Origin of the sequence: Pseudomonas sp. S5F11, assembly GCF_019641515.1 — a bacterium.
GTDB lineage: Bacteria > Pseudomonadota > Gammaproteobacteria > Pseudomonadales > Pseudomonadaceae > Aquipseudomonas > Aquipseudomonas rhodesiae.
Genome location: NZ_JAIFJZ010000001.1, coordinates 2,564,150 through 2,580,855, shown reverse-complemented (window position 1 = coordinate 2,580,855; position 16,706 = coordinate 2,564,150). Strand labels below are relative to the sequence as shown.

General features: G+C 60.6%; 13 protein-coding genes and 1 riboswitch. Of the genes, 8 read left to right on the top strand and 5 right to left on the bottom strand.

Annotated elements, in window-relative coordinates:
- The first annotated feature begins 751 nt into the window (after positions 1-751).
- Positions 752-1,570 carry a M48 family metallopeptidase gene (locus K1567_RS11635; RefSeq protein WP_034095942.1) on the top strand — a complete coding sequence of 273 codons (819 nt, stop codon included), beginning with the start codon at positions 752-754 and terminating at the stop codon, positions 1,568-1,570.
- A 72-nt stretch (positions 1,571-1,642) separates the two neighbouring features.
- Here the strand turns inward: K1567_RS11635 and K1567_RS11630 are convergent, their stop codons facing one another.
- The 3 genes from K1567_RS11630 to K1567_RS11620 form a co-directional block, all read right to left on the bottom strand.
- On the bottom strand, positions 1,643-2,227 hold the full coding sequence (locus K1567_RS11630) for a TMEM165/GDT1 family protein (RefSeq protein WP_016978300.1): 585 nt from the start codon (positions 2,225-2,227) through the stop codon (positions 1,643-1,645).
- A gap of 89 nt (positions 2,228-2,316) precedes the next feature.
- Positions 2,317-2,436, bottom strand: a riboswitch (yybP-ykoY riboswitch).
- A gap of 51 nt (positions 2,437-2,487) precedes the next feature.
- A complete protein-coding gene (locus K1567_RS11625) occupies positions 2,488-3,486 on the bottom strand; it encodes a class I SAM-dependent methyltransferase (RefSeq protein WP_220698513.1) in 999 nt (332 codons plus the stop codon).
- 30 nt (positions 3,487-3,516) lie between these two features.
- Entirely contained in the window at positions 3,517-4,482 is a 966-nt protein-coding gene (locus K1567_RS11620) for a 2-hydroxyacid dehydrogenase (RefSeq protein ID WP_220698512.1), read from the bottom strand.
- Positions 4,483-4,566: 84 nt separating this feature from the next.
- Here K1567_RS11620 and K1567_RS11615 point away from each other — a divergent pair, with 84 nt between their 5' ends.
- From K1567_RS11615 to K1567_RS11585, 7 genes are all read left to right on the top strand, one after another.
- On the top strand, positions 4,567-5,199 hold the full coding sequence (locus tag K1567_RS11615) for a LysE family translocator (RefSeq protein WP_034095946.1): 633 nt from the start codon (positions 4,567-4,569) through the stop codon (positions 5,197-5,199).
- 166 nt (positions 5,200-5,365) lie between these two features.
- Positions 5,366-7,048: a fatty acid--CoA ligase gene (locus K1567_RS11610; RefSeq protein ID WP_034111794.1), complete on the top strand. Its 1,683-nt coding sequence runs from the start codon at positions 5,366-5,368 to the stop codon at positions 7,046-7,048.
- A 328-nt stretch (positions 7,049-7,376) separates the two neighbouring features.
- Positions 7,377-9,236, top strand: a complete 1,860-nt coding sequence (locus K1567_RS11605; protein WP_034095948.1) for a DUF1302 domain-containing protein — start codon at positions 7,377-7,379, stop codon at positions 9,234-9,236.
- A 28-nt stretch (positions 9,237-9,264) separates the two neighbouring features.
- Positions 9,265-10,629 (top strand): DUF1329 domain-containing protein, encoded by a 1,365-nt coding sequence (locus K1567_RS11600; RefSeq protein WP_034111795.1) that lies wholly within the window; start codon positions 9,265-9,267, stop codon positions 10,627-10,629.
- A 313-nt stretch (positions 10,630-10,942) separates the two neighbouring features.
- Positions 10,943-13,672, top strand: a complete 2,730-nt coding sequence (locus K1567_RS11595; protein ID WP_034111797.1) for a LuxR C-terminal-related transcriptional regulator — start codon at positions 10,943-10,945, stop codon at positions 13,670-13,672.
- Between the two features lie 116 nt (positions 13,673-13,788).
- Positions 13,789-14,433, top strand: a complete 645-nt coding sequence (locus K1567_RS11590; RefSeq protein WP_034095951.1) for an MBL fold metallo-hydrolase — start codon at positions 13,789-13,791, stop codon at positions 14,431-14,433.
- Positions 14,434-14,640: 207 nt separating this feature from the next.
- On the top strand, positions 14,641-15,408 hold the full coding sequence (locus K1567_RS11585; RefSeq protein ID WP_034095952.1) for an OmpA family protein: 768 nt from the start codon (positions 14,641-14,643) through the stop codon (positions 15,406-15,408).
- 68 nt (positions 15,409-15,476) lie between these two features.
- Here the strand turns inward: K1567_RS11585 and K1567_RS11580 are convergent, their stop codons facing one another.
- Together K1567_RS11580 and K1567_RS11575 are read right to left on the bottom strand one after the other, a co-directional pair.
- Positions 15,477-16,058: a BON domain-containing protein gene (locus K1567_RS11580; protein ID WP_034111799.1), complete on the bottom strand. Its 582-nt coding sequence runs from the start codon at positions 16,056-16,058 to the stop codon at positions 15,477-15,479.
- Positions 16,055-16,648: a phosphoheptose isomerase gene (locus K1567_RS11575; protein WP_007904374.1), complete on the bottom strand. Its 594-nt coding sequence runs from the start codon at positions 16,646-16,648 to the stop codon at positions 16,055-16,057. The genes K1567_RS11580 and K1567_RS11575 overlap by 4 nt, the downstream gene beginning before the upstream one ends.
- Between the last annotated feature and the right edge of the window lie 58 nt (positions 16,649-16,706).

Genomic DNA, 16,706 nt, shown 5'->3' with positions numbered 1-16,706 from the left:
GCTTATCCAGGCCCAGGCTGCCGTCCGCGTTGCGATACCACCACGGGATAAAGCGGCCGTCGGCGCCCATGCCGATGATGGGGCTGTTCACGTAGGCGGCGTCGTTATGATCGATCGCGTTGGGTTCCCAGCCGATGTAGGCACCGAGGATTTTGGGGTTGCGCACCACGCTTTCACGCAGCAGGTTGATCAGTTGCTCACGGGCGATCTGCAGCGCGGGCTCGCCCTTGGCGTCCTTCATGGCAAGTAAGGCGTTGGCGGTGGCCAAACCTTTGGCGGTCACCAGTGGCGCCTCCAGCTCACGCTGGATCTGGGTGGCCTGGGTTTGCGCCAGGGACGTCAGGCGCTGCTCGATGATCTGCTCGAACTGCGCCTGAGTGCGTTGCTGGACCATCTCTTGGGTGCGCGCGCTGGCGAACACCGCGTAGAGCACCAGCACCGCGACCACGGTCAGCACAATGGCCCCGGCCAATGCGGCGACGGAAAACTGAATCGACTTGAATTTCATGAACGCTCCACGCGCAGGAGAGATGGGCTGCCTGATGTATCGGCTGGAGACGGGCAGGTCATGAGCGGTGGGCGGTCAAAAGCCGGCCGCTTGTCGCAAATGGGACAGCCGTCGCCGCAGCGGGAGGTGTGAGATGTATCCGAAATTCAACGGTTACACGTCTGGTGTATCTGGCGTCGATACAGTCGAACGCCTACGATACGCGCCATGTTTTCAGGGCGTCTTTTCAGGGAGAGTGTATTGATGAAGAAATCACTGGCGGTAAGTGTATTGGCGGCAGCGGTCCTGCTGGCCGGGTGTCAATCGGTCAACACCACCAGCGGCGGCGCCGTTGGGGTAGAGCGCAAGCAGTACATGTTCAGCATGCTGTCGAGCCAGGAAGTCGACCAGATGTATGCCCAGTCCTACCAGCAGACCCTGGGTGAGGCCAGCGGCAAAGGCTTGGTGGATAAAACCAGTGCCAACGCCAAGCGGGTGCAGGCCATCGCCAAGCGTCTGATCGCCCAGGCACCGACCTTCCGTGCGGATGCGGCGCAGTGGAACTGGGAAGTGAACCTGATCAAAAGCGATGAGATGAACGCCAACTGCGGGCCTGGCGGCAAGATCTTCGTGTACAGCGCGCTGATCGACAACCTCAAGCTCACCGATGACGAATTGGCCGCGGTAATGGGCCATGAGATCGCCCATGCCCTGCGTGAGCATGGTCGCGAAGCCATGTCCAAGGCTTACGGCATCGAAATGGCCAAGCAGGGCGCCGGCGCGTTGTTTGGCCTGGGTCAGGACAGCCTGGCGCTGGCCGACACCGTAGCCAACTACGGCATGACCTTGCCCAACAGTCGCAGCAATGAAAACGAAGCGGACCTGATCGGCCTGGAACTGTCCGCCCGTGCCGGCTACAACCCGAACGCCGCGATCACGCTGTGGAACAAGATGGCCAAGGCGTCCGAGGGCGCGCCGCCGGAGTTCATGAGCACGCACCCGGCGTCTGACAGCCGCATCGCCTCGCTGCAGGCGGCCATTCCAAAGGTCATGCCGCTCTATCAGCAGGCCAAAAAATCTTGACCCTGTGACGATCCAATGGTGGGAGAGGGTTTGCCCCCTCCCACATTGAATTGGGTTTGCAGGCTGAGACTCTTAGATCCAGCCACTGCTCTGCATGGCTTTGTACACCGCCACGATCGCCAGGATGAAAAACGCTGAGGCGGCCAGGCGGCGAATCAACGTCAGCGGCAGTTTCTCTGCGGCGAAATTCCCCGCCAATACCACCGGCACGTTGGCAATCAGCATGCCCAGGGTGGTACCGATGATCACCAGCCACAGTTCCGGATATTGCGCGGCGAGCATCACCGTGGCGATTTGCGTCTTGTCACCGATTTCCGCGAGGAAAAACGCAATCAGCGTGGTTAGGAAAGGCCCGAACTTGCGCGTGGTGCTGGCTTCGTCATCGTCGAGTTTGTCCGGCACCAAGGTCCACAGCGCGGTGGCGCAGAAGCTGGCCGCGAGGATCCAGTGCAGCACCGCATCCGAGAAGAAACTGCCGAACCAGGCGCCCACGGCACCGGCGGCGGCGTGGTTGGCCAGGGTGGCGGCGACGATACCGGCGATGATCGGCCAGGGTTTGCGAAAGCGGGCGGCCAGGATGAGGGCGAGCAGTTGCGTCTTGTCGCCGATTTCGGCCAAGGCAACGATTGCGGTGGGAACGAGCAATGAATCCAGCATCAGGTAGGTTTCCAGGGGCGGGTCGACACGGCTATGACACGTACAGCCTTCCCGCCCCGGGTAAGGTGTGCGTGTCATAGGTCTTGTCAAACCCCGGTCCGTCTGTGCGGACTCCTGGGTCGCATACGCCATGGTCTGCTGACCAAGTATGTTGACGTATGCCGGACGAGCATGGTGCTCGTGGGAGACTACTCCCCTAGGACGGAGCGGATTCTGCCTAGGCAAATTCCATTCGGCAAGCGTTCTTTGCTAAACCTCGATCAGCCGCGCTTGGCGCGGTAGATACGAAAACCGTTGCCTTCAGCCTTGATCGCACACGCGCCCAGATGCTCTTCGATCAGCGGCTGGTACTTCAGGAAACTGTTGGCCACCAAGCGCAGTTCGCCGCCTTTTGACAGATGTTTGGCCGCTTTTCGCAGCAAGTTCTCGGTGGCGAAATAGTCTGTGTGCACGCCAACATGGAACGGTGGATTGCTCAGAATCGCATTCAATCCCATCGGCGCGGCGTCGATGCCATCACCGGTCAGCACCTCGGCTTCCAGGCCGTTGGCGGCCAGGGTCAGGCGGCTGCTGGCGGCGGCGAAGGCGTCCACGTCGAGCAAAGTGACGGTGTTGTGCGGGTAGCGACGTTTGATTGCGGCTCCCAATACGCCAGCCCCACAGCCAAAGTCCAGCAGGTGGCCGCTCGGCAGTTTATCCAGATGCGCCAGTAATAACTCGGTGCCGCGATCCAGGCGACCGTGGCTGAACACCCCCGGCAGGCTCACCACCTTCAACGGCCCTTCGGCCAGCGGTACGTCGAAGGTCTGTGCCAAGCTCTCCAACGCCAACGCCTGCGGAGCATTGGCTACGGTGACTTGCCACAGCTGGCAATGCCGCGCGTTGTCGAGCTTGCGCGGTTTGCCGAAGGGGATCATTTGCTTGGCGGCGCTTTCGATACCGGCTTTTTTCTCGCCCACCAGGAACAGCTCGGCGCCGGGAATGCGTGCGGCCACGGCCTTGAGCAGATAGTCGGTCAGGTCCTTGGACTTGGGCAGAAAGATTACCGCCGCGTCGAACGCACGCTCCGGCACGCTGACGCCGAACTGGCTGCGCTCGAGGAAACGGGCGTCGAGCGCCGCCTGGTCGCCGGCATGCCAGCACCAGCCGTGGGCATTGGGCAGGCGCCCCAGCAAGTCGTCGGCGGGCAACCCCACCAATAGCAGGTTGCCTTGAAAAAGTTCGGCCTGGCGAAGCAGTACTTCACTGCGCGGATCCATGGTCTGCTCCTTGAAAAGGGGCGCAGTTTATCAACTCACAACCCGCAGCGGGGTACCGCTGAAAAAGCCACGGGCGTTTTCCACCAGTTGACCAACGATACGCTGGCGCGCTTCGCGACTGCCCCAGGCATTGTGTGGGGTGACGATCAAGCGCGGAATATCGTCGGCCAGCAGCGGATTACCGTCGACCGGCGGCTCCACGCTCAACACATCGGTAGCCGCGCCGCCCAGATGGCCGCTGCGCAACGCCTGTGCCAGGGCTTGCTCGTCGATCAAACCGCCGCGCGCGGTGTTGACCACCAGCGCGCCGGGCTTGAGCAGCGCCAGTTCGCGGGCACCGATCAAATGGCGGGTGTGCTCGTTGAGCGGGCAGTGCAAGGTCAGCGCGTCGACCTGGGGCAGCAGTTCATCCAACGGCACGCGGTCGGCTCGGGCAGGGCGCCCCGGAATCGCGCCCAGCACCACGCGCATGCCAAAGGCTTCGGCCAGACGCGCCACGGCGCTGCCCAATTCACCGTGGCCAAGCAGACCGAGGGTTTTGCCCTCCAATTCGATGATCGGATGATCCAGCAGGCAGAATTGCTTGGCCTGTTGCCATTTGCCGGCGGCTACATCCTGCTGATAGTCCTTCAGCCGCGTCGCCAGGTTGAGCAGCAGCATAATTGTGTGTTGCGCCACCGATGGCGTGCCGTAGCCCTGGCAGTTGCTCACCGTGATGCCCTGGGCGCGGGCGGCGGCCATATCAATGTTGTTGGTACCGGTGGCCGACACCAGGATCAGTCTGAGATCGGGGCAAGCCGCCAGGGTTTGTGCGTTGAGCACGATCTTGTTGCTGATGGCCACTTGGGCACCTTGCAGGCGTTCCAATACATTTTGCGGCGTCGTGTCCGAAAACAGCTGCAACTCAGTGAAGCTGTCTCGCAATTCGCTGAGGTCGAGGTCCCCCAAGTCCAGGGAAGGGTGATCAAGGAAGACGGCGCGGCGATTGTCAGTCATCAACTGTACCTTTTGCGACAGAGTTCGAAGGCGTAATCTGCCGAGCCTATCAGATGAAATAATCAGTTACTTAATGGAGTGAGCATGTACCTCGCCGAGTTTTTGACCGTAGCCTTGATTCACTTGTTGGCGGTGGCCAGTCCCGGACCGGACTTCGCCGTGGTGGTGCGTGAGAGCGTGACCCACGGCCGCCGCGCCGGCACCTGGACCGCGCTGGGCGTGGGTTCGGCGATTTTCCTGCATGTGGGCTATTCGTTGCTGGGTATCGGGCTGATCGTGTCCCAGTCCATCGTGCTGTTCAACGCCCTCAAGTGGGCCGCGGCTGCTTACTTGCTGTACATCGGCTTCAAAGCCCTGCGCGCCCAGCCGGCCAAACCCGCGGCCGAGGGCGAGCTGCACCGCGAAGCCGGTGAACGCACCCCGCGCGGCGCCTTCACCGCCGGTTTCGTAACCAATGGCTTGAACCCCAAGGCCACGTTGTTCTTCCTCTCGTTGTTCACCGTGGTGATCAATCCACACACGCCGCTGGCGGTGCAGGCCGGTTACGGCGTGTACCTGGCGGTGGCGACGGCGCTGTGGTTCTGCCTGGTGGCGATGCTGTTCAGCCAGCAACGCGTGCGCGCCGGGTTTGCGCGGATGGGGCATTGGTTCGACCGGACCATGGGCGCGGTATTGATTGCCATAGGTGTGAAGCTGGCGTTTACCAGCATGAAATAACATTGGCCCACCCGGTGCGCATGACCAGTAATCGGTGCAAATGCTGGCGCAAAGCTAGCATTTGCTGAGGTCTGCAAATCATTCCTTTGGCTGATTTAGCGCACACATAACGTCTCTACAGTGCAGGTCTTCAAGCCAAGACCGTGCAGTCATAAAAGGGATTCGTATGTTGCAGACCCGTGTTATCCCGCCCGCCGAAGGTGCGTACCAATACCCACTGTTGATCAAGCGCCTGCTGATGTCCGGCACCCGTTACGAGAAGACCCGGGAAATCGTCTACCGTGACAAATTGCGTTACACCTACCCCACCTTGATCGAACGCGTCGCGCGCCTGGCCAATGTGTTGACCGAGGCCGGTGTGAAGGCCGGTGACACGGTGGCGGTGATGGATTGGGACAGCCATCGCTATCTGGAATGCATGTTCGCCATCCCGATGATCGGCGCGGTGATCCACACCATCAACGTGCGCCTGTCGCCGGAACAGATCTTGTACACCATGAACCACGCCGAAGACCGCTTCGTGCTGGTCAACAGTGAGTTTGTCGGGCTCTATCAAGCCATCGCCGGGCAGCTCACCACTGTGGACAAGACCCTGCTGCTCACCGACGGCGAAGCCAAAACCGCCGATCTGCCTGACCTAGTGGGCGAGTATGAAACCCTGCTGGCCGCCGCCAGCCCTCAGTACGACTTCCAGGATTTCGACGAGCACTCGGTCGCCACCACGTTCTACACCACTGGCACCACCGGTAACCCCAAGGGCGTGTACTTCACCCATCGCCAACTGGTGCTGCACACCATTGGCGTGGCGACCATCATGGGCAGCGTCGACAGCGTACGATTGCTGGGCACCAACGACGTGTACATGCCGATCACGCCGATGTTTCACGTGCATGCCTGGGGCTTGCCGTATGTGGCTACCATGCTCGGTCTCAAGCAGGTCTACCCTGGCCGCTACGACCCGGAATTGCTGGTGGAGCTGTGGCGTAAGGAAAAGGTCACGTTCTCCCATTGCGTGCCGACCATCCTGCAGATGGTGCTCAACGCCAAGGCCGCTCAGGGGGTGGATTTTGCCGGTTGGAAAATCGTCATCGGTGGCAGTGCGCTGAATCGTTCGCTGTATGAAGCTTCCAAGGCCCGTGGGATTCAACTCACCGCTGCGTACGGCATGTCCGAGACCGGACCGCTGGTGTCCTGTGCGCATCTCAACGAAGAACTGCTGGCCGGCAGCGAAGACGAGCGCATTACCTACCGCATAAAGGCTGGCGTGCCGGGGCCGTTGGTGGAGGCGGCGATCATCGACGCCGAGGGTCGTTTCCTGCCGGCCGATGGCGAATCCCAGGGCGAACTTGTGCTGCGCGCGCCCTGGCTGACCGAGGGATATTTCAAAGAGCCGCAGAAGGGCGCCGAGTTGTGGGCGGGCGGCTGGATGCACACCGGGGATGTGGCCACGCTGGACGCCTTTGGTGTGATCGATATCCGCGACCGCATCAAGGATGTGATCAAGACCGGCGGTGAGTGGGTCTCGTCCCTGGCCCTCGAAGACCTGGTCAGCCGTCACCCGGCGGTACGCGAAGTAGCGGTGGTAGGCGTCGCCGACCCGCAGTGGGGCGAGCGCCCGTTTGCCTTGGTGGTGGTGCGCGACGGCCATGCAATTGGCGCCCGCGAGCTGAAGGAACACCTCAAACCGTTCGTGGAATTGGGCCATTTAAGCAAGTGGGCGATTCCGAGTCAGATCGCCGTTGTTACGGAAATTCCCAAGACCAGTGTCGGTAAGCTCGACAAGAAGCGTATCCGCATTGACATCATTGAATGGCAGGCCAACAACAGCACGTTCCTGTCAACCCTCTGAGCTGATTTGCCGTGCCTTTGTGGCACGGCGATGCTCTATCTCGCGCCTTCACTTGTGATTTGCCGATTTTCAGCCATCCTTCCCGCGTCGGCCCCCGCCGACATGGCGAAAGGACTGTGGCAGACGGCTCGGTGATGCAAATCACACTTTAGAGGGATCAAGCCCTACCCCCTGCTGGCTATAGTCCCACTCAGAGTTTTTCAAGGATGCACCGCTTCGGGCCATGGAGGTTCAGTTGCCAGGCAGCATTGGAATCGTTGTATTCCGGCTGTTACACGCATCATCTAGAACTCACTGCCATAACAATAATGCACATGGAGTAGCGTCGATGACCTCAGTAAACCAGTTCTGGCGCCGGGCAAAATTGCCTCTGGCCGTCAGCCTCGCCTCTACGCTCGCCGGGCCCGCATTCGGCGTCAGCTTCAATATCGGTGAAATCGAAGGGAATTTTGACTCGTCGCTTTCCGTGGGGGCGAGTTGGTCGACAGCCAAGCCCAACAAGGACTTGATCGGCGCCAACAACGGCGGTCGGGGCTTGTCCCAGACGTCCGATGACGGCCACCTGAACTTCAAGCGCGGCGAGACCTTCTCCAAGATCTTCAAGGGTATCCACGACCTGGAGCTGAAGTACGGCGACACCGGCGTATTTGTGCGGGGCAAATACTGGTACGACTTCGAACTCAAGGATGAAAGCCGTGAGTTCAAGGACATCAGCGACAACAATCGCAAGGAAGGGGCCAAGTCTTCCGGCGGGCAGATTCTCGACGCCTTCGTTTATCACAACTATGCGATTGCCGATCAGCCGGGCAGCGTGCGCTTCGGTAAGCAGGTAGTGAGCTGGGGCGAAAGCACCTTTATCGGCGGCGGCATCAACTCTATCAACCCGATCGATGTGTCTGCGTTCCGTCGTCCGGGTGCCGAGATCAAGGAAGGCTTGATTCCGGTCAACATGTTCTACGTATCGCAAACCCTGACCGATAACCTCTCGGCCGAAGCGTTTTACCAGCTGGAATGGGACCAGACCGTTACTGATAACTGCGGCACGTTCTTCTCGCAGCCGGATGTGATTTCCGATGGTTGCAGCAATAACCTGCGGGTGCTGAACAAGCGTTCGACCATCCCGGGCGCAGCCTTGCCGACCTTGACTGCCTTGGGTGTGGACGTTAACAACGAAGGCGTACTGGTCCGTCGTGGCCCCGACCGTGATGCTCGCGACAGCGGACAGTTCGGCGTGGCGATGCACTACAACTTCGAACCGCTGGATACCGAGTTCGGCGCGTACTTCATGAACTACCACAGCCGTGCGCCGATTTTCAGTGCACAGGGTGCGCCGTCGTCGGCCTACACCCGTCCGCTGGGGCCGCTTGGCGCCTTGCGTCCACTGGTCGTGGCCGGTAACTCCAATTACTTTGTCGAGTACCCGGAAGATATCCGCCTCTACGGTTTGAGCTTCTCCACCACGTTGCCGACAGGCACCGCATGGAGTGGTGAACTGAGCTACCGTCCCAACGCACCGGTGCAGTTGAGCACCACCGATATCCTCTTCGCCGGCGTGACGCCGATCCCAGGCTTTGGCAACGCCTCCGTACTCAAAGGCACCCCTGGTCAGGACCTGCACGGTTACAACCGCAAGGAAGTGACCCAGTTCCAGACCACCTTCACGCACTTCTTCGACCAAGTGATGGGCGCGAGTCGCTTGACCACCGTCGGTGAAATCGGTGTGACCCATGTGGGCGGCCTGGAAAGCAAGTCCCAAGCCCGTTATGGCCGTGACCCGGTATTCGGCCCTGGCACCTTGCCAGGTGGCTTCTGCGACAGGCTTAACCTGTCCACCGCCAATGGCGCTGGCTTGCCCAATGCCTCAGGCTTGAACACCAATTGCAACAACGATGGCTTCACCACCGCCACCTCCTGGGGCTATCGCGCTCGCGCCATCTGGGAATACCCGGATGTGTTCGCCGGTGTGAACCTCAAGCCTAACGTGGCGTGGTCCCACGACGTGAAGGGCTACTCGCCAGGCCCTGGCGGTAACTTCGAGGAAGGTCGCAAAGCGGTCAGCCTGGGGCTGGATGCCGAATACCAGAACACCTACACCGCAAGCCTGGCCTACACCAACTTCTTCGGCGGCAAGTTCAGCACCGTGGATGACCGTGATTTTGTCGCCCTGAGCGTCGGCGCGAACTTCTAAGCACACTGAATTTCAGGAAGACCGGAATATGAAAATAACTAAAAGTCTGTTGCACGTAGGTGTGCTGGGGCTGTCGATCCTGGCGAGCAACGTTATGGCGGCGGTCTCGGCAGATGAAGCTGCCAAGCTGGGTACCACCCTGACGCCGATGGGTGCCGAGATGGCCGGTAACGCTGCCGGCACTATCCCGAAATGGTCGCCGATGCCGACCAACGCCGGCGCTGTGGATGCCCGTGGTTTCCTTGCCAACCCGTACGCCAGTGAGCAACCGCAGTTCACCATCACCGCAGCCAATGTCGAGCAGTACAAAGACAAACTGGCGCCGGGGCAGTACGCGATGTTCAAGCGCTACCCGGAAACCTTCAAGATGCCGGTCTACCCGACCCATCGCGGCGCTACCGTGCCGGCCGAGGTGTTTGCCTCGATCAAGAAGAACGCCACCACCACCAACCTGGTGTCCGGTGGCAACGGCCTGGAGAACTTCGAAACCGCGGTGCCATTCCCGATTCCGAAAAGCGGCGTTGAGGTGATCTGGAACCACATCACCCGCTATCGCGGCGGCAGCGTGACGCGTCTGGTTACCCAGGCTACCCCGCAAACCAACGGTTCCTACAGCCTGGTGTACTTCCGCGACCAGTTCGTGTTCCGCGACAAAATGAAGGACTTCGATCCGAAGAACCCGGGCAACGTACTGTTCTACTTCAAGCAGCAAGTGACCGCGCCGGCACGCCTGGCCGGCGGTGTGCTGCTGGTGCACGAAACCCTGGACCAGGTGAAGGAGCCGCGTTCGGCATGGGTCTACAACGCCGGCCAGCGCCGTGTGCGCCGGGCGCCGCAAGTGTCCTATGACGGCCCGGGCACCGCTGCCGACGGTCTGCGTACCTCCGACAACCTCGACATGTACAACGGCGCGCCGGATCGCTACGACTGGAAGCTGGAGGGCAAGAAAGAAATCTACATTGCCTCCAACAGCTACAAGATCGACGACCCTAAGCTCAAGTACGCCGACATCATCAAGGCCGGTCACATTAACCAGGACCTGGCGCGTTACGAGCTGCGCCGCGTCTGGCATGTGGTCGCCACCTTGAAGGAAGGCCAGCGCCACATTTACGCCAAGCGTGACTTCTACATCGACGAAGACACCTGGCAAGCGGCGGTGATCGACCACTACGACGGCCGTGGCCAACTGTGGCGTGTCGCCGAGGCTCATGCCGAGAACTACTACGACAAGCAAGTGCCGTGGTACGCCCTGGAAACCCTCTACGACCTGCAATCCGGCCGCTACCTGGCGCTGGGCATGAAGAACGAAGAGAAACAGGCCTACGATTTCGGCTTCACCGCCTCCACTAGCGAATTCACCCCGGCAGCCCTGCGTCAGGATGGTGTGCGCTAGGTTGCACGACCCAATGTGTGAGGGGCTGGCCCCCTCCCACATGGGATGCATTCCAGATTGAATGATAATTTGGCAAAGCTCGATCAAAGGGTGGGAGGGGGCTTGCCCCCGATAGCGGGATAACAGTCGGCATTTACGTTGACTGTTACCGCGTTATCGGGAGCAAGCTCCCTCCCGCTTTTTGCCTATCGCGATATTTTTTGTCGCAGTTCTTTTTCAGGCAATTGTTGCAAAGATCTACAAAGCGGCGGCTTTTACCGCTAGTCTGCGGACATCTGCAATGCCGACAATAGCCTTCAATAAGAGCCCGGCGATGACTGATCTGTCCCGAATCCAAGGGCCTGCCAGTGCGGTGATCCCGTCACTGGAAGCTCGCTTTTACCGGCCGCCACTGCCTGACGGCTATGTGCTGCGACCGCGCCTGTGTGAACGGCTGAGTGCCGGATTGCAGGGGCGGTTGTTGCTGGTCAGTGCGCCGGCAGGGTTCGGTAAGAGCTCCCTTGCGATTGAGTTCTGTCAAAGCCTGCCGGCGCATTGGCAAAGCCTGTGGCTGGGCTTGAGCCCGCGGGACAGCGACCCCGGTCGTTTCCTCGAGCGCCTGCTCGAAGGCCTGCAACAGTATTTCTCTTCACTCGGCGCCCAGTCCCTAGGCCTGCTGAAAATGCGTCAGCGTCACCAGCCTTTTGCCTTTGAGGAGTGGCTCGACGGCCTGCTCGATGAGTTGGCCCAACACCTGTCCGCCCGCGCGCCGCTGTTACTGGTGCTGGACGACTATCACTTGGCCCAGGGGCCGGTGCTGGATCGTTGTTTGCAATTTTTCCTTAACCACTTGCCCGATGGCCTGGTAGTGCTGGTGACTAGCCGCCAGCGCCCGGACTGGCATCTGGCGCGCCTGCGGCTGTCGCGGCATTTGCTGGAACTGAACGAGCACGACCTGCGCCTGACCCATGCCGAATCCCTGGCGGTGCTGGATCGCCATAGCAACTCATTGCGCGGCGAAGCCCTCGATAACTTGATCCGTCGTAGCGAAGGCTGGGTGGCCGGTTTGCGTTTCTGGTTGCTGGCGGCCTCCGAAGCCGGCAACGAGAGTGCCTTGCCCCAGAGCCTGCACGGTGGCGAAGGGTTGATCCGTGATTACCTGCTGGAAGAGGTGATCGATTGCCTACCGGCCGAGGTGCAGGCGTTTCTGTTCGACACCGCGCCCCAGGAGCGCTTTTGCAGTGACCTGTGCGACGCCGTGCGCGAAGCCCATGACAGCGCGGAGATCCTGCGTTACCTGCAATCTCACCAAGTGTTTCTGGTGCCGCTGGACGAGCAGGGCGTTTGGTTCCGTTATCACCATTTGTTCTCCGACCTGCTGCGCAGCCGGCGCGAAAGCAGCCCTGTGCTGCCGGCCGCCAGCCTGCACCTGCGCGCCTGTCGTTGGTTCAACGCCCAGGGTTTGATCGACGAGGCGGTGGAACAGGCGTTGCGCGCCGGCCATCTGGATGTGGCGGCGAACCTGGTGCAAAACCTGTCCGAAGAACAACTGCTGGCCGAGCAGAATGTCGGTATGTTGCTGCGTTGGAAAATGGACTTGCCCGATAGCTTGCTGATCAGCACTCCCCGCTTGATCGTGCTCTACAGCTGGGCATTGGGGCTGGCCTGTCAGTTGGATGCGGCAGAAGAATTGTCCAGCTATCTCAGTCGGTTTCTGCCGGCACCCTCGGCCACTGCGCAAAAATCCATGCTGGCGCAGTGGCTGGCGCTCAGCGGCATCATTGCTCGTGGTCGCGGCGATCGCGAGCGTACCCAGCGCTATTGCAGCGAGGCCTTGGACAGCCTGCCGCAGCGCCGTTACGGCCAGCGACTGATGTGCCTGTCGACCCTGTCCAATCTGGCGATTGCCGACGCCGATTTATGGCGTGCCCGCGGTTTGAATCGCGAGTCGCTGGAGCTGGCGCAGCGCGTCGGCAACCCGCTGTTCGAGGCCTTGGCCCACTATGATCGCGCGCGGGTCCTGCAAGCGCGCGGCGAAATTCTGCGTTCCCTTGACGAAGTGCGCCAGGGCCTGCAACGCCTGCACGGTCTGGCGCCTCAGCGGCTGTATGCGGTACGGGCTCGCCTCTCGCTGTATGAAGGTTACTTGCTGCTGGTGCGGTTTCAGCCCGAAGCCGGCATGGTTCGCCTGCGCGCTGGACTGGCTGAAGCCCGTGCCTGTCGCGATATCAGTGTGTTGATCGGGCATTGCGTGATCGCCAGTTTCGAAGGGCGGCGCGGTGAGTTCCCTTTGGCGTTCGCCGAACTCGCCGAAGCCGAACGCTTGATGCATATCTGGGACGTGCCGCCGATCTACTACCTGGCCATGATCACTCTGATCAAGTGCGAATTGTGGCTGGCCCAGGGCCGCACCGATCTGGCCGAAGCCTGGCTGGCACGGTTGGAGCAAACCTACAACGGCGAGCACGCCGCCGCCGCGCCGGAATTCCACCCGCACCTGCCGCAGCATATCGGCCTGCAACAAGCGGCCCTCGACGCCACACGCCATCAGCGCGGCGCGGCTTTGCAGCGCTTGGAAGAACTGGCTCAGCAAGCCCACGACAGCGGTCGCCAGATGATCGCCCTGATGGCCTTGACTCAACAGACACAGTTGCTGCTTGAGGGTGCCCAGGAAACCAAGGCGCGTCTGATTCTGGCTCGGGCACTGGAGGCGGGAGCGGGCGGCGCGCTGCAACCTTTTCAGCGTCTGCTGGACGCCCACCCGGATTGGATGCGCGAACAACTGGCCCAGGACCCTCATGGCTTACTGAGTCAAAGCTTGCTGGCCTTGCTGCCCAAGTCAGTGACGGTGCAGCCTGCGCCAGCCCATGAAGCTCTCAGTGCGCGTGAGTTGGCGGTCCTGCAGCTGATCGCCGAAGGCTGTTCCAACCAAGACATCAGCAACCGGCTGTTCATTTCACTGCACACGGTCAAAACCCATGCGAGCCATATCAATAGCAAATTGGGCGTCGAGCGGCGTACCCAGGCGGTGGCGCGGGCGCAGGAATTGCGCTTGATTGGTTAGGTATCAAGCGAGCTTGCTTGGAGTGGTCTGCGAAGCGTTCCAGTCTGTTTTAATAGGGCGATTGTTGCGGCGCTACCCGCCTGAGACACTGATTGATTTGCACTGGAAGACTGCCCATGGACAACACATCGCCCACGCTCATCCGCGAAACTTTCCCCGTCGGCCCGTTGCAGTGCAACTGCACAATCATCGGCGACCCCGTCACTAAAAAAGCCATCGTGGTCGACCCCGGCGGCAATCATGAGCTGATCCTGGCGCGCCTCGATGCGCTGGGGCTGAAAGTGGTGAGCATCATTCATACCCACGCCCATCTCGATCACTTCCTCGCTTCGGGTCAATTGAAAGAGAAGACCGGTGCCACCCTGCATCTGCACAAGGAGGACCAATTCTTGTGGGACAACCTGGAGATGCAATGTCAGATGTTTGGTGTGCCCTACACCCCGGTGCCGTCGCCCGACCGCTGGCTGGCCGATGACGAAGAACTGGCCTGCGCCTGCGGCGTGGCCTTGCACACCCCAGGGCATACGCCGGGCTCGATGAGTTTCTGGTTCGCCGATGCCAAATTGCTGATTGCCGGGGACACTTTGTTCCGGCGCGGCGTGGGGCGCACGGACCTCTGGGGCGGCGACCAGGCGACCATCGTGCGGTCGATCAAGCAGCGCCTGTACACCCTGGATGAGGGCGCCACCGTGGTGACCGGCCATGGGCCGGACACGCGGCTGGGGGATGAGATGCGCGAGAATCCGTTTGTTCGCGCCTGATGTAAGTGAGTGCACCGTTACAGCGAAAACGCAGGTCGTGTTCAGGTGGTGTCTGCTAGGGTTTTGATAACGGTAAATGGCGCCCTTCTTTTGTTACAGCCTGGGAAGCGACGATGGAATTTTTGCCGTTTGTCGCGTTCCAAACTCGGCACAGGTCCATTGCCAATGTCCTTTGCACCACAGAATGCAAAAGTAGGAGCTTTTTTCATGTTCACTCCGCGTCGTCTGCTTGTTGTCGCTACCGCCGTAGCCTTGTTGTCCGGCTGCGCTTCCCCTAATCCTTATGACGGCAGCAGCCAGGGACAGGCGAATAATGAATCCGGTGGTATGAGCAAGACCGCCAAATACGGCGGTCTGGGTGCCCTGGCCGGGGCATTGGCGGGCGCTGCCATCGACCACAACAACCGTGGCAAGGGTGCGCTGATCGGCGCGGTAGTGGCAGGTGCAGGTGCCGCCGGGTATGGCTATTACGCCGACCAGCAGGAAAAGAAACTGCGCGAAAGCATGGCCAATACCGGGGTTGAGGTGCAGCGCCAGGGGGATCAGATCAAATTGATCATGCCGGGTAACATCACCTTCGCGACTAACTCCGACGCGATCTCCAGCAGTTTTTACCAGCCGCTTAACAATCTGGCCAACTCGCTCAAACAGTTCAATCAAAACACCATCCAGATTGTGGGCTATACCGACAGCACCGGCAGCCGCCAACTGAACATGGACCTGTCCCAACGCCGTGCTCAGAGCGTGGCCAATTATCTGACCTCCCAAGGCGTGAGCCCGGCCAACCTGAGCGCACGCGGTGCCGGCCCGGATAACCCGATTGCCAGTAACGCCGACGTCAATGGCCGCGCCCAGAACCGTCGCGTGGAGGTCAACCTCGGTCCGATCCCTGGCCAGCAATACGGTCAGCCGGGCCAGCAGGCTCCTCAGCAGAATAATCAGTTCCAGGGCAATCCATACCAGCAGTACCAATAAACAGCAGGCATTAAAAAGGGCGCCGTGCAATCCATGCACGGCGCCCTTTTTAGTGGGCGGCATTTACTTCAGTCGATGTACTCGAACACTTTCACAATCTTCTGTACGCCGGACACGCCTTGCACCAAGTTGGCAGCGCGAGTGGCTTCCGCCTGGGTCAGCAAGCCCATCAGGTAGACGATGCCGTTGTCGGTGACAACCTTGATGCGCGAGCCTGGGATGGCGTTGTCCGTCAGCATCTGGGCCTTGATTTTGGTCGTCAGCAGCGCGTCGTTGCTAATCGCCAGCAGGGTGATCGGGTCCATCACCTGCAATTCGTTGTGAACCTTCTTCACGCGCTGCACGGCCGCGGCGGCTTGTTCGGCCTGAGCCTTGAGGTCGGCGCGAGGTGTCTGGCCAGCCAGCAGCACCACGCCATTAAAGCTGGTGACGACGATGCGCGAGGCGCCATTGCCGAGGTCCGGCGCGGCCTTGGCGACGTTGACCTCGACCTTGGTTTCGATCAGTGAATCGTCGATCTTGCTGCCGAAGGTGCGCGTGCCCTTGTCGTCCTGGATGGGGGTGTCACGTGTCGCGGTGATTGCCGTGCTGCAGCCGCTGATGGCGAGGCACAGCGTCATGGCCAAAAGGCTGAGGCGGTTAACGGTCATTCTTCACTCCCGAACAGTTGGCTGTCGATCAGATCGCACAGGCAGTGGATCGCCAGCAGGTGGACTTCCTGGATACGTGCGGTGACATTGGCCGGAACGCGGATCTCCACATCTTCAGGCAGCAGCAACGAGGCCATGCCGCCGCCATCGCGTCCGGTCAATGCTACGACAATCATTTCGCGATCATGTGCGGCCTGGATCGCTTGAATAATATTCGCCGAGTTGCCACTGGTGGAAATCGCCAGCAGCACATCGCCCGGTTGGCCCAGGGCGCGGATCTGCTTGGAGAAGATTTCGTTGTAGCTGTAATCGTTGGCGATCGAGGTAATCGTCGACGAGTCGGTGGTCAGGGCGATGGCCGGCAGGCTCGGCCGCTCGCGCTCGAAGCGGTTGAGCAGCTCGGAGGAAAAGTGCTGGGCGTCGCCGGCCGAACCGCCATTGCCGCACGAAAGCATTTTGCCTTCGTTGAGCAAGGCATTGACCATGACCTGACTGGCTTGCTCGATGTGCGGTGCAAGTACGTCCATCGCCTGTTGCTTGGTGTCGATGCTGGCTTGGAAAAGCTGGCGAATTCGGGATTGCATGTCCATCTGTGTGACCTTAAGTAGCGCGGCTGTTTGGCACAGGAATGTGCAGCCCGCAAAGCAA

Coding starts and splice junctions, on each gene's coding strand:
- K1567_RS11620 (WP_220698512.1), bottom strand. CDS start 4,482: ATGACTGACAATCGCCGCGCCGTCTTCCTTGATCACCCTTCCCTGGAC.
- K1567_RS11610 (WP_034111794.1), top strand. CDS start 5,366: ATGTTGCAGACCCGTGTTATCCCGCCCGCCGAAGGTGCGTACCAATAC.
- K1567_RS11615 (WP_034095946.1), top strand. CDS start 4,567: ATGTACCTCGCCGAGTTTTTGACCGTAGCCTTGATTCACTTGTTGGCG.
- K1567_RS11630 (WP_016978300.1), bottom strand. CDS start 2,227: ATGCTGGATTCATTGCTCGTTCCCACCGCAATCGTTGCCTTGGCCGAA.
- K1567_RS11600 (WP_034111795.1), top strand. CDS start 9,265: ATGAAAATAACTAAAAGTCTGTTGCACGTAGGTGTGCTGGGGCTGTCG.
- K1567_RS11590 (WP_034095951.1), top strand. CDS start 13,789: ATGGACAACACATCGCCCACGCTCATCCGCGAAACTTTCCCCGTCGGC.
- K1567_RS11605 (WP_034095948.1), top strand. CDS start 7,377: ATGACCTCAGTAAACCAGTTCTGGCGCCGGGCAAAATTGCCTCTGGCC.
- K1567_RS11585 (WP_034095952.1), top strand. CDS start 14,641: ATGTTCACTCCGCGTCGTCTGCTTGTTGTCGCTACCGCCGTAGCCTTG.
- K1567_RS11595 (WP_034111797.1), top strand. CDS start 10,943: ATGACTGATCTGTCCCGAATCCAAGGGCCTGCCAGTGCGGTGATCCCG.
- K1567_RS11635 (WP_034095942.1), top strand. CDS start 752: ATGAAGAAATCACTGGCGGTAAGTGTATTGGCGGCAGCGGTCCTGCTG.
- K1567_RS11625 (WP_220698513.1), bottom strand. CDS start 3,486: ATGGATCCGCGCAGTGAAGTACTGCTTCGCCAGGCCGAACTTTTTCAA.
- K1567_RS11575 (WP_007904374.1), bottom strand. CDS start 16,648: ATGGACATGCAATCCCGAATTCGCCAGCTTTTCCAAGCCAGCATCGAC.
- K1567_RS11580 (WP_034111799.1), bottom strand. CDS start 16,058: ATGACCGTTAACCGCCTCAGCCTTTTGGCCATGACGCTGTGCCTCGCC.